Below are 12,304 nucleotides of genomic sequence, written 5' to 3'. Positions count from 1 at the left end.
GGCCGGCGATGCGGCGCCTCGGCTCTCCCCTCGCGGTCACCATGGGCGAACCGGCCGGCATCGGCGGCGAGATCACCCTCGCCGCCTGGCACGAATTGAACGCGGGCGGCCCGCCTTTCTTCGTCCTCGACGATCCGGACCGTCTCGCCCGCCTCGCCGAGGCGATCGGCCGACCGACCCCGATCGCCATCATCGACCGTCCGTCGGACGCGCTCGCCGCTTTCGGCTCGGTCCTTCCGGTGATGCCGCTCTCGGCGCCCGTCCCGCTCGCGATCAGATCGCTCGATGTCGCGCAGGCCCCGCGCGTCCTCGAAAGCATCGAGACGGCGACGCGCCTCGCCCGCTCCGGCGAGGCCGCCGGGATCGTCACCAACCCGATCCACAAGGCGGTTCTTCAGGAGGCGGGCTTCGCCCATCCCGGCCACACCGAGTTCCTCGCCGCCCTCGCGGACGTTCCACGCACGGTGATGATGCTCGCCTCGGCCGAGCTTCGCGTCGTCCCCGTCACGATCCACATCGCCCTCTCGCGCGTGCCGGCCGAGCTGACCGCCGAGGCGATCGAAGAGACCGCGCGCATCACCCACAAGGCGCTCGTCACCGATTTCGGCATCGCCGTGCCGCGTATCGCGATCGCCGGGCTCAACCCGCATGCCGGGGAGGACGGCCGCATGGGGCGCGAGGAGATCGACCTCATCATTCCCTCGGTCGAGCGGCTGCGCGCCGAAGGGCTCCACATCGTCGGCCCCCTCTCGGCCGATACGATGTTCCATGCCCGTGCCCGCCGCACCTATGACGCGGCGCTGTGCATGTACCACGATCAGGCCCTCATCCCGATCAAGACGCTCGCCTTCGATGAAGGCGTCAACGTCACGCTCGGCCTGCCCTTCGTGCGCACCTCGCCCGATCACGGCACGGCGCTCGACATTGCGGGCAAGGGCGTCGCGCGCGCCGAAAGCCTGATTTCCGCCATCTCCCTCGCCGCCGAGCTCGCGACGCGGCGTCATGAAAGGACGAAAGCGTGACCGGCCCTCTGCGTCTCGGCGTCAATGTCGATCATATCGCCACCCTGCGGAACGCCCGCGGCGGCGTGCACCCGGACCCTGTCCGCGGCGCGCTGATCGCGGCGGAGGCGGGTGCCGACGGCATCACCGCGCATCTGCGCGAGGATCGCCGCCACATCCGCGACGCCGACATTCGCCGCCTCAAGGACGAGGTGCCCCTGCCGCTCAATTTCGAGATGGCCGTCACCGACGAGATGGTGGCGATCGCCCTCGATGTCCGGCCGCACGCGAGTTGCCTCGTCCCGGAAAACCGCACCGAGGTCACGACCGAAGGCGGGCTCGACGTTCTCGGCGTCGCGAAGCTGCCGGACGCGGTCGCGCGCCTCACCGACGCCGGCATTCGCGTCTCCCTCTTCATCGACCCCGAACCGCTTCAGGTCGAGGCCGCGTTGAAGGTTCGCGCTCCGGTCGTCGAGCTTCACACCGGCTCTTATTGCGACGCGCCGGCGGCGGAGCGTGACCGCGAGCTCGCCCGCATCGTCGACGCGGCGAAGGCCGCCGCCGAGCTCGGCATCGAATGCCATGCCGGCCACGGCCTCGCCTTCGACACGGTCGGCCCGGTCGCCGCGATCCCGACGATCATGGAACTCAATATCGGTCACTTCCTGGTCGGCGAGGCGATCGCGCTGGGCTTCGGCGGCGCGATCAAGGAAATGCGCCGCCTGATGGACGCCGCCCGCGCCTAAGCCTGTCGGCGCGGTTCACGCCGCGTCGTGAAAAATCACGCCGAGCGTCATCCGCTCGCCCGATCGCAAGCGGCTCACCCCGTGCCGCATGTTCACCCGATGGTCGCCCCGGCTCCCGCGCCGGGGCCGGATCGAGGTGGTGAAGAGCGCGCCCTCGCCCTGCTTCAGCGACACCACTTCGGCGCGCGACTGCATCCGCGGCCGCTGCTCGGTCAGCACCAGCTCGCCCCCCTCGAACGTCGCCGGATCGGAGAGGAGGACGACGAGCTGCAGCGGAAACGCGACCGCGCCATAAAGATCCTGGTGCAGGCAATTATAGTCGCCCGGCCCGTATTTGAGGAGGAGCGGGGTCGGCTTGGTCTGCCCTTCGTCATGGCAGCGGGCCAACATTCCGCCCAGCGTGTCCGGGAAGGTCGGCGTGCCGAGCCGCTCGGCCCAGCGGTTCGCGACCCGCGCTGCGTGCGGATAGACGGCCGCCCGGAGCGCGGCGACCTTGTCCGGCACCGGCGCGGCGAAATATTTGTATTCGCCCGAGCCGAAGCCGTGCCGCGCCATCACGACCCGGCTGCGAAAGCCGTCCCCGTCATAGAGGCCCGCGATCGCCTCGCATTCCGCGCCCGAGAGGATCGGCCCGGTTCGCGCCGCGCCGAACGTGTCGAGATCCTCGTCGATCCGCACCCAGTCGAGCGCGGCGATCCGCTCATCCATGTTCGCCCTCCGTCACCCGTTCGGCGATCCGTGCCTCCGTCGCGAGCAGCGCCCGTTTGCGCTCCACACCCCAGCGATAGCCGGCAAGGCTCCCGTCCGCTCGGATGACCCTGTGGCAGGGAACGAGAATGGCAAGCGTGTTCGCCCCGCACGCCTTGGCGACCGCCCGGTGCGCGGTGGGCCGGCCGATCGTCGCGGCAATCTCGCCATAGGTGGCGGTCGTGCCGACGGGGATCTTGCGCAGCGCCGCCCAGACCCGTTCCTCGAACGCGGTGCCACGAATGTCGAGCGGCATCTCGGCCGCCTTCGCGGGCTCCTCCACCGCCGCGACGATCTCGGCGAGAAGCGCGTCGAAGTCCGCCCCGCCCTCGATCAGCAGCGCCTCGCGGAACTGCGCGGCGACGGCCGCCGCCCCCTCCGCCGCGCTGTCGCTGAGGCGGACCGAGGCGACCCCGCGCCGGGAGAACGCCGCCGTCACCACCCCGAGGGCCGAGCGCCTTTGTGCGGTGACGATCACCTCGCCCGCGCCACCGGCCTTCACCGCCGACGGCACCATGCCGAACCGCTCGACGGCGGTGTCGTAAAAGCGCGAGAGGCTGCCGAAGCCGCTTTCAAAAGCGCTCATCGTGACCCGTCCGCCCGCCGCGAGCGCCGTGTGCGCGCGCCGCGCCCGCGCCGCGTCACCATAGGCCTTCGGCGTCAGTCCGGTGTGTGCCTTGAACTGGCGGTGGAAGTGATAGGCGCTCATCCCCGCTTCTGCCGCCAGCGCGTCGAGCGTCGGAACATCGTCGGCGGCCTCGATCCGGCGGCACGCCGCCTCGACCGCGAGCGCCACCTTCTGATGCACCGACATCTCGTTCGGCCGACAGCGCTTGCAGGGCCGAAATCCCGCCGCCTCCGCCTCGCGCCCCAGCGCGAAGAAGCGCACATTCTTGCGCAAGGGCCGGCGCGCCGCGCAACTCGGCCGGCAATAGACCCCGGTCGTCACCACCGCGAAGACGAACGTGCCGTCCGCCTCCTTGTCGCGGGCGACCAGCGCGGCCCATCGCCCCGTATCGGGGTCGGCCTCAGGGGCGAGCGCTGCGGACATCATCCCATCGTCCATGGCAATTCTCCTTCATCGGCCCGGAAGATGGCGCATTCCCCGTCCTCGCCCCATCCGATGCTTGCGGTCAAACTCCCCGGTTCGATCCACCACCGCACGCTGGCGATTCCCTATCGCGGTCCGGCGCGCTAGGCTTGCCCCAAAGCAAAGGGCCCCGGCCCGACAAACACAGGAAACACCCATGCCCGACAGCCAGCGCCTCGAAGGCAAGACCGCCGTCATCACCGGCGCCGCCTCCGGTTTCGGTCGCGCCATCGCCGAGCGTTACGCCGCCGAAGGCGCCCGCGTCGCCGTTCTCGACATCAACGGCGACGGGGCCACCGCCGTCGCCCGCGCGATCGGGAATGCCGCGACCCCCATCACCGTCGACGTCGCCGACGGCCCCTCCGTCGACGCCGCGATCCAATCGGCGATCGAGGCGTTCGGCGAGATCGACATTCTCGTCAACAATGCCGGCTGGTCGCACCCCAACCGGCCGATCATGGAGATCGACGAAGCCGCGTTCGACAAGGTGTTCGCGATCAACGTGAAGTCCATCTTCCTGTTCACCCGCGCGATCGTTCCGCATTGGCGCTCGATCGGCCACGGCATGATGATCAATATCGGCTCCACGGCGGGCCTGCGCCCGCGCCCGGGCCTGTCTTGGTATAACGGCACCAAGGGCGCGGTGAACACGCTCACCAAGTCGCTCGCCGTCGAGCTCGCGCCCGACAAGATCCGTGTCTGCGGCATCGCGCCCGTGATGGGCGAGACCGGCCTCCTCGAGACCTTCATGGGTATGCCCGACACGCCGGAGAACCGCGCCCGCTTCATCGCGACGATCCCGCTCGGCCGCATGTCGAAGCCCGCCGATATCGCGAACGCTGCCCTCTATCTCGCCTCCGACGAGGCCGACCTCGTCACCGGCGTCAACCTCGAGGTGGATGGCGGCCGCTGCATCTGACGCTTCGCCCGTCCGGCGTCGCTCGCGGCGCCGGATGGGCAGCGAAACCTATTCGGCGCGCACCACCGGCCGCGCCGCGTCCTCGGCGGCGCGCGCCCGTTTCACCGCCCACAGCGCCACGTCGATCGTCTCTTTCCGGCCGCGGATCGGCACGTTCATCAGGCGGTCGGGCACCGGATCGGGCGCGTAGACGAGGCGCTCCATCACCGCCGACGACGCCGCGATGTTCGCCCCCGCCCCCTTCGCGACCTCCATCAGCCGCGCCGCGAGATTGACGCCGTCTCCCGTCACGGTGAGCTGCTGGTGTTCCCGGTGGCCGAGCCGCGACAGCACCACCCGGTCGACATGCAGCCCGACGCGCGCATCGAGCGGCGGCGCGCCCGGCGCCGGCGCGTCGAGCCCCCGCGTCGCCACGATCAGCGCATGGGCGGCGGCGAGCGCCCGGTCGGCGTCGTCCGGCCGCGGATCGGGCATCCCGAACACGGCGAGCGCGCCGTCGCCGAGATAATTCAGCACCACGCCGCCCTTCGCGCCGACGACGTCGGCGACGGCGGAGTGAAACCCTTTCAGCATGACCTGTGTCGCATCGAGGCCGATCGTCTCGCTGAGGCCCGTGAAGGACGCAAGGTCGACGAAGAGGATCGCGAGCCGCTGCGTCTCAGGCGTTTCGAGATAGGCCGGATCGTCGGCAAGCCGCGCCGCGAGGGCCGGCGAATGAAACCGGCTGAGCGCCACCACCGTCCGGCGGGCCGTCCGCGCGCGATCGCGTTCGTGGAGATAGCGCGCGAGGCCGATGACCGCGAACAGCGGCACGCAGACGGCGATCGGCAGCGCGAGGCTCAGCCACACCCCCGCCCCGAACAGCAGGATGGCGGCCGCGATCCAGCCGAAAAGCGCCACCCCCGCGAGCGCGAGCCCCCACGCCAGCGGCAACAGCCCGATCGCGACGGCTCCCAGAAGGCCGATCCCGCCCGAGACCGCGACGTCGACGGTCCGCCATGTCGGCGTCCGCGCGAGACCGTTGCCGGCGAGGATCTGGCTCGTCGCGCCGGCGAGGAGCTCGACACCCGGCGTCACCGGGTCATAGGGCGTTGCGAAGGTGTCGCCGACGGCGGTGGCGGTAAACCCGATATAGACGAGCTTGCCGGCGAGCGCCGCGTCCGCGGTCCCGGCGAGAACGTCGCGCGCCGACACGGTCGGCACCGTCCCGCGCGGGCCGAGGATCCGCAGCGGCATGTAAAAGCCCGCATCGAGCGGCACCTCGCGCCCGCCGAGCCGCAACAGACCGGGCGCAAGCTCCGCCTCGACACCCAGAAACGCCGCCGCCGCCCGCACGACGAGATGGGTGAGCGGCCCGCGATCGGTCAGCGTCAGAAGCGGCAGATGCCGCGGCGTGCCGGAGACCGCCGTCGCCACATTGACGATGCCGAGGGCCGCCCGGTCGGCGAAGATCGGCGCGGGCCACAATGTGGTCGTCGCGCGCGGCACCGCGCCGCCGGCCTCGCCGAACTGTGCCGCGGCGGCGATCACCGCCGGCCGTTCCGCGAGCGCATCGGCGAGCGCGCCGTCGGCGGAGGGCGCCGCATCGTCGACCGGCAGCGCCTCCGTCGCCGGTCGCGCCGCCCCGTCCGCGCCGAGTAGCAGGATGTCGACCGCCACCGCCTTCGCCCCGGCATCGGCGACGCGGTGCACGATGTCGGCGAGCACCTCGCGCGGCAAGGGAAAGCCGACACCGTCCTCGGCAAGGGTCGCATCGTCGATCCCGACGAGGATCACCGCCGGGTCGGGCACCGCCGGTCCGACCAGCCTGAAGCGCAGATCGACGAGCGCCTCCTCGAGACCGTCGAGCGGGCTTTGCTTGACGGAAAGATGCGGCACCCCGAGCAGTGCCGCCCAGATCAGCGCGACGATCCCGCCCCCGATCGCGATCAGCAGAGGCGGGCGGAGCCTCACCGGCCGAAGCGGGCCATCAGCTCCGCGACACGGCCGGCACCCCATTCGCGCACGACGAGCGGCTCACCGGGCGTGACGTCCACCCCCTCGCCCGCCTGAAGTGTCGCCGCCTCGCCGCCCTCGATCGGCGCCACCTCGACGACGCCGCGCTCCACGAACACGGCGGTGTGCCCGTCCGAGACGTCGACCGCGTAGATCGTGCCGCGCACCGTGGCGATCGCTTGCGGCGTGCGGATCTGAAAGCCGCCTTGAGCCGCGTCGACCTCGACGAGGACGGCCCCCGAATTTACCTCGATCGCGGCGCCCCCGGTGGCCGAGATGAAGCCCATTTCGACGGCCGCCTCCCGCTCGATCAAAATTCCGCCGCCGCAATCGACCATCACACGCGGCGGATTATCGAGCCGCCGCTCCTCGCAACTCGGCGTCTGCGCCGTCGCCGGGCCGGCGGCGAGCAGAGTGCCGAGAAGCAATGCCGGAATGAAAATTTTCTGCAATCCTTTGGCGAGTCCCATGACCTCTGCTCCAACAAAAATGCAAGGAACCCCCTGCAAACGAAACAAAATTGCGCGGTGTAGCGATTTGAATCGAGGTCCGTTTTGCCGAAACACCGCACCCAGGCTGGTATTTTCTGCAAACTTTCGGGCAACATCGACCCGACGCACACTCCTCAACCAGGACTTGCTCTACCTTCCCTTTCATGCCTTCCTTGCGACAGCGATCGGTAGAATCGCATGGGAGGAAACGTATGACGAATACGACTCGCCGCCGATTCCTGCAAACCGGCACCGCCGCCGTCGCAGGCGCATCGGCCCTCGCAGCCCCGAACGTCGTCCGGGCGCAGGAGGCGACAGTGCTGAAGGTGCAGTCCGCGTGGACGGCATCAAACATCTTCCAGGAAATGGCCCAGCAATATGCCGACCGCGTGGAAGCGATGTCGGGCGGCAAGCTGCGGATCGACCTGTTGCCCGCGGGCGCGGTGGTCCAGGCCTTCCAGCTGCAGGACGCGGTGGCCGACGGCGTGCTCGATGGCGGGCATCACGTGACCGCCTACTGGTACGGCAAGAACAAGGCTGCCTCGCTGTTCGGCACCGGCCCGGTGTTCGGAACCGACGCGAGCCAGATGCTCGCCTGGATCCATTTCGGCGGCGGCAAGGACCTCTATAAGGAGCTGATCGAGGACATTCTGGGCCTCGATGTCGTCGGCTTCTTCGCCATGCCGATGCCGACCCAGCCGCTCGGCTGGTTCAAGAAAGAAATCACCTCGCTCGACGACATGCAGGGCCTCAAATACCGCACGGTCGGCCTCGCGACGGACATCATGAACGGCATCGGCATGTCGGTGACGCAGCTTCCCGGCGGCGAAATCGTCCCGGCGCTGGAGCGCGGCGTCATCGAAGCGTTCGAGTTCAACAACCCGACCGCCGACAAGCAGTTCGGCGCGCAGGACGTCTCGAAATATTACATGCTCGGTTCCTACCATCAGGCCGCCGAGTTCTTCGAGATCATCTTCAACAAAAGCCTGTTCGACAGCCTGTCCGGCGAATTCCAGGCCATTCTGGAGCATGCCGCCGAAGCGGCGTCGACCGCGAATTACGGCCTCGCGATGGACCGTTATTCGAGTGACCTCGTCTCCCTGCGGGATGATTCGGGCGTCAACATCTTCCGTACGCCCGACTCGATCATGGCCGCACAGCTCGATTCGTGGGACACCGTCCTCGAAGAGTTGACCCAGGACGAGTATTTCAATCGCGTCGTGGAATCGCAGAAGGCGTGGTCCGACCGGGTCGGCTACTACATCTTGCAGAACCAGGCCGACTACAAGATGGCCTACGACCACTACTTCCCGAACAAGCTGGGCTTCTGACGCCCCCTCCGTCCCGGCGCCCCGCGTGCCGGGACGGCCACCACGCGCGTCGCGCAGCCCGCGCCGAATCTCGGCGCCACGGGATAGTATTGCCTAAGTATATGTCAGTTCTGTATAAATTTTTTATTCAGAACTCCTTGCATAATACGAAATCATATCGCCTAATATCCGCATAAGCTTGACGCGTCGGTGACGACTGCTGGCGACTGCCTTCGCCAGTCCGGCACCGGCCCAACAAGCCGCTCCGGCGTCGGGCCCATGCCCGCGCCGCAACTTCAAGGCGCCGGCCCCAGTGCCGGCGTTTTCATCGTCGGAGGGGGCATGCGGCCGGACCACGGCCACGCCGCTCGCCGCCGGCATGGCCTCGCGTCGCGGCGCGAGGGCGCCGTTCGGGCGGACCCCACCGGTTCACACCCCGGCCGGCGCCACTAGGGGAGACCGGCGGACCGGCCACACCCATCGGTCGAGCCGCCAGCGCAACGCACCAGAAGGCCCGCATGGAAGCCTATATCCGCTTCGCCGATAAATTCTCCGCCTGGGTGGGCCGCGCGTTCGCCTGGTGCATCATCCTGATGACCTTCGGCGTTGCCTACGAAGTCGTCGCCCGATACTTCTTCCGCGCCCCGACCTCCTGGGCGTTCGACATTTCCTACATGATGTACGGCGCCCTCTTCATGATGGCCGGCGCCTACACCCTCTCGCGAGACGGCCACGTCCGGGCGGACGTCTTCTATCGCCTCTGGCCCCCGCGCGTGCAGGCGACCGTCGAGCTCGTCCTTTACTTCATCTTCTTCTTCCCCGGCGTCCTCGCGCTGATCTTCTCCGGGTGGAAATACGCCTCGCGCTCGATCGGATACCGCGAAGTCAGCGTGATGAGCCCGGCCGGCGTGCCGATCTTCCAATTCAAGGTGATCATCGTCGCCGCCGGCACGCTCCTCCTCATTCAAGGCATCGCGCAGGTCTTCCGCTGCATCCTATGCATCCGCCGCGGCGAGTGGCTCGGCGTCGAGAGCGACGTGAAGGAACTCGAGCAACAGCTCATCGAAGAACACGACCGCGAGATCCTCGCGCACGGCTCGGAGGCGGTCGACATCGTCCGTCCCCGCACGCGCAATCAGGAGACCGACCGTTGACCGACCCTCAAGTGGCCGTCCTGATGCTCGGCTCCTTCATCATCATCATCATGCTCGGCTTTCCCATCGCCTTCACCTTGATGGCGATGGCCGTGGGCTTCGGCTATTACGCCTATTTCGACGCGGCGCGCCAATGGCGCCTGTTCGACCGCCTGGTCGAAAACGGCGACGCCGGCACGTTGCAGCTCGCGCAGGAATGGTTCGGCGGCTTTCTCAACAACCGCATCTTCGACCTTCTGGTGAACCAGACCTACGGCGTCATGTCGAACGACGTTCTGACCGCCGTGCCCCTCTTCCTCTTCATGGGCTATATCGTCGAGCGCGCGAACATCGTCGATCGCCTGTTCGAGACGCTCCAGGTCGCGGCGCGGCGCATTCCCGGCTCGATGGCCGTCGCGGCGCTGATCACCTGCGCCCTCTTCGCGACCGCCACCGGCATCGTCGGCGCCGTCGTCACGCTGATGGGCCTTCTCGCCTATCCGGCGATGCTGAACGCCCGCTACAATACGAGCTTCGCCTCCGGCGTGATCTGCGCGGGCGGCACGCTCGGCATCCTGATCCCGCCCTCGATCATGCTGATCGTCTATGCGGCGACCTCGAACGTGTCGATCGTGCGGCTCTATGCCGGCGCGCTCCTGCCCGGCATGCTCCTCGCCGGGCTTTATATCGTCTACGTCATCGGCCGCGCGATCCTGAACCCGTCGGTCGCGCCCAAGCTGCCGCCGGAGAAGATGGTGGGCATCTCCACCTCCAAGGTGGTCATGATGATGATCACCTCCTTCGTGCCGCTCGCGGTGCTCATCTTCTCCGTGCTCGGCGCGATCCTGTTCGGCCTCGCGACGCCCTCCGAAGCCGCGGCGGTCGGCGCGCTCGGCGGCCTCGTCCTCGCCATCGCCTATCGCGCCCTCACCTGGGACCGGCTGCGCGAGAGCGTCTATCTCACGGTGCGCACGTCGGCGATGGTGTGCTGGCTCTTCGTCGGGTCGTGGACGTTCGCGAGCGTGTTCTCCTATCTCGGCGGCGAGCAGCTCGTCTCCCAGTTCGTCACGAGCCTCGACCTGTCGCCGCTCGCCTTCCTGATCCTCGCGCAGATCATCATCTTCCTGCTCGGCTGGCCGCTCGAATGGTCGGAGATCATCATCATCTTCGTGCCGATCTTCCTGCCGCTGCTCGTGGTCTTCGACATCGATCCGCTGTTCTTCGGCATTCTGGTCGCGCTCAACCTGCAGACCTCGTTCTTAACGCCACCGATGGCCATGAGCGCCTATTATCTGAAAGGTATCGCGCCACCCCACGTGCGCCTCGCGCAGATCTTCGCCGGCTGCATGCCCTTCCTCGCGATGGTGTTTATCACGATGGCGATCCTCTATATCGTGCCCGACATCGTCTTTTGGCTTCCGGATCTGGTCTACGGTCAATGAGTGCACTGTCTGCTGTCGAACTCGCCGAGCGGATCGCCGCCGGCGCCCTCTCCGCGCGCGAAATGGTCGAGGCCTGTCTGACCCGCATTGCCGAACGCGATGGTGAGATCCACGCCTTCGCCCATCTCGATCCGGACTATGCCCGGGCCCAGGCCGACGCGCTCGACCGTCACCGCAAGTCGGGCCGCCCGCTCGGCCCGCTGCACGGCATCCCGATCGGCATCAAGGACATCATCGACACCGCCGACTATCCGACCGAGAACGGCTCGCCGCTCGATGTCGGCCGCCGTCCGAAAAAGGACGCGGCGCTGGTCGCGCGGCTTCGCGCCGCCGGCGCCGTGATCATCGGCAAGACGATCACCACCGAGTTCGCCTTCCTGACGCCCGGCCCGACGCGCAATCCCCACAACACCGCCCACACGCCGGGCGGCTCCTCGCAAGGCTCCGCCGCCGCCGTCGCGGACGGGATGATCCCGCTCGCCGTCGGCACGCAGACCGCCGGGTCGGTGATCCGTCCGGCCTCTTTCTGCGGCGTCGTCGCCGCCAAGCCGTCTTATGGCGCGGTCTCGATGACCGGCGCGCTCACGATCTGCGAACCGTTCGACACCGCCGGCATTTTCGCGACGACGCTCGAGGATGCCGCCCTCATCCTCGACGCGATGTTCGGCTTCGACCCGTCCGACGCGCGGACCCGGCCGGCGCCGGCCCCGCGCCTCCTCGCGGCGGTGCGGTCGGCGCCGCCGCTCACCCCGCAATTCGCCATCGTCAAAGGCCCGACCTGGAGCGCCGCCGAGCCGGCTCTCGAAGGCCTCCTCGGTGAGATCGCCGAGACGCTGGGCGACGCGGCCGATTTCGTCGACCTGCCCGACGCGTTCGACAACATGGCGCCCGCCCATTGGCGCATCATGGTGACGAACTTCGCGCGCAACCTCTCCCATTATGTCGCGCGCGATCCGAGCGGCGTCAGCCAGCGCATGCGCGACGCGATCGCCGAGGGCGCGGAGACGAGCGCCGTCGACTACATGTCCGCGCTCGACTGGAAGGCCGCCCTCGCCTCCGGCCTCGACCGGGTGTTCGACCGCTATGATGCGATCATCACCCCGGCCGCACCGGGCGAGGCGCCGGAGGGCCACGGCTCCACCGGCAATTCCGCCTTCAACCAGCTCTGGACCTTCGTCGGCGCGCCGGCGATCACGCTTCCGGTGGCGAAGGGGCCGAAGGGGCTGCCGATCGGCATCCAGATCGTCGGCCGGCCCGGCGAGGACGCCCGCCTCTTCCGCACCGCCCGCTGGCTGCAAGACCGCCTCGCCGAGGCTTGAGCGCCGCCCGGCCCGGCTTCGGAGGCCGGGCCGCCATCGTCACGCTCGGCGGCAATCCCAGCGCGACATTTCGCCCATGACGGCGTAAAGGTCGCACGGTGCGCCGCCGTC

At 68.5% G+C, this 12,304-nt stretch carries 11 protein-coding genes; 7 read left to right on the top strand and 4 right to left on the bottom strand.

Annotated features, from left to right (window positions below; all coding sequences use genetic code 11):
* The first annotated feature begins 8 nt into the window (after positions 1-8).
* Positions 9-1,022: a 4-hydroxythreonine-4-phosphate dehydrogenase PdxA gene (pdxA, locus tag L1787_RS21275; RefSeq protein WP_235711124.1), complete on the top strand. Its 1,014-nt coding sequence runs from the start codon at positions 9-11 to the stop codon at positions 1,020-1,022.
* Positions 1,019-1,747: a pyridoxine 5'-phosphate synthase gene (locus tag L1787_RS21270; RefSeq protein ID WP_235711123.1), complete on the top strand. Its 729-nt coding sequence runs from the start codon at positions 1,019-1,021 to the stop codon at positions 1,745-1,747. The genes pdxA and L1787_RS21270 overlap by 4 nt, the downstream gene beginning before the upstream one ends.
* Before the next feature lie 15 nt (positions 1,748-1,762).
* Here L1787_RS21270 and L1787_RS21265 read toward each other — a convergent pair whose 3' ends face one another.
* Together L1787_RS21265 and ada are read right to left on the bottom strand one after the other, a co-directional pair.
* On the bottom strand, positions 1,763-2,455 hold the full coding sequence (locus tag L1787_RS21265) for a 2OG-Fe(II) oxygenase (RefSeq protein ID WP_235711122.1): 693 nt from the start codon (positions 2,453-2,455) through the stop codon (positions 1,763-1,765).
* Positions 2,448-3,560 (bottom strand): bifunctional DNA-binding transcriptional regulator/O6-methylguanine-DNA methyltransferase Ada, encoded by a 1,113-nt coding sequence (ada, locus tag L1787_RS21260; protein WP_235711121.1) that lies wholly within the window; start codon positions 3,558-3,560, stop codon positions 2,448-2,450. The genes L1787_RS21265 and ada overlap by 8 nt, the downstream gene beginning before the upstream one ends.
* A 181-nt stretch (positions 3,561-3,741) precedes the next feature.
* Between ada and L1787_RS21255 the strand changes: the two genes are divergently transcribed.
* Positions 3,742-4,503 carry an SDR family oxidoreductase gene (locus L1787_RS21255; protein ID WP_235711120.1) on the top strand — a complete coding sequence of 254 codons (762 nt, stop codon included), beginning with the start codon at positions 3,742-3,744 and terminating at the stop codon, positions 4,501-4,503.
* A 48-nt stretch (positions 4,504-4,551) separates the two neighbouring features.
* Here L1787_RS21255 and L1787_RS21250 read toward each other — a convergent pair whose 3' ends face one another.
* Together L1787_RS21250 and L1787_RS21245 are read right to left on the bottom strand one after the other, a co-directional pair.
* On the bottom strand, positions 4,552-6,456 hold the full coding sequence (locus L1787_RS21250) for a CHASE2 domain-containing protein (protein WP_235711119.1): 1,905 nt from the start codon (positions 6,454-6,456) through the stop codon (positions 4,552-4,554).
* On the bottom strand, positions 6,453-6,968 hold the full coding sequence (locus L1787_RS21245; protein WP_235711118.1) for a FecR domain-containing protein: 516 nt from the start codon (positions 6,966-6,968) through the stop codon (positions 6,453-6,455). The genes L1787_RS21250 and L1787_RS21245 overlap by 4 nt, the downstream gene beginning before the upstream one ends.
* 233 nt (positions 6,969-7,201) lie before the next feature.
* Between L1787_RS21245 and L1787_RS21240 the strand changes: the two genes are divergently transcribed.
* The 4 genes from L1787_RS21240 to L1787_RS21225 all read left to right on the top strand — a co-directional run bounded on the left by L1787_RS21240 (position 7,202) and on the right by L1787_RS21225 (position 12,193).
* Positions 7,202-8,320, top strand: a complete 1,119-nt coding sequence (locus L1787_RS21240; RefSeq protein WP_235711117.1) for a TRAP transporter substrate-binding protein — start codon at positions 7,202-7,204, stop codon at positions 8,318-8,320.
* A 497-nt stretch (positions 8,321-8,817) separates the two neighbouring features.
* Positions 8,818-9,453 (top strand): TRAP transporter small permease subunit, encoded by a 636-nt coding sequence (locus tag L1787_RS21235; RefSeq protein ID WP_235711116.1) that lies wholly within the window; start codon positions 8,818-8,820, stop codon positions 9,451-9,453.
* On the top strand, positions 9,450-10,874 hold the full coding sequence (locus L1787_RS21230; RefSeq protein WP_235711115.1) for a TRAP transporter large permease: 1,425 nt from the start codon (positions 9,450-9,452) through the stop codon (positions 10,872-10,874). Before L1787_RS21235 ends, L1787_RS21230 begins: the two co-directional genes overlap by 4 nt.
* Positions 10,871-12,193 (top strand): amidase, encoded by a 1,323-nt coding sequence (locus L1787_RS21225; RefSeq protein ID WP_235711114.1) that lies wholly within the window; start codon positions 10,871-10,873, stop codon positions 12,191-12,193. Before L1787_RS21230 ends, L1787_RS21225 begins: the two co-directional genes overlap by 4 nt.
* Positions 12,194-12,304 lie beyond the last annotated feature (111 nt).

Source organism: Acuticoccus kalidii (assembly GCF_021556395.1).
GTDB classification, from domain to species: domain Bacteria; phylum Pseudomonadota; class Alphaproteobacteria; order Rhizobiales; family Amorphaceae; genus Acuticoccus; species Acuticoccus kalidii.
The sequence above is the reverse complement of the archived record's forward strand: the minus strand, read 5'-3'. Positions and strand labels throughout refer to the sequence as shown.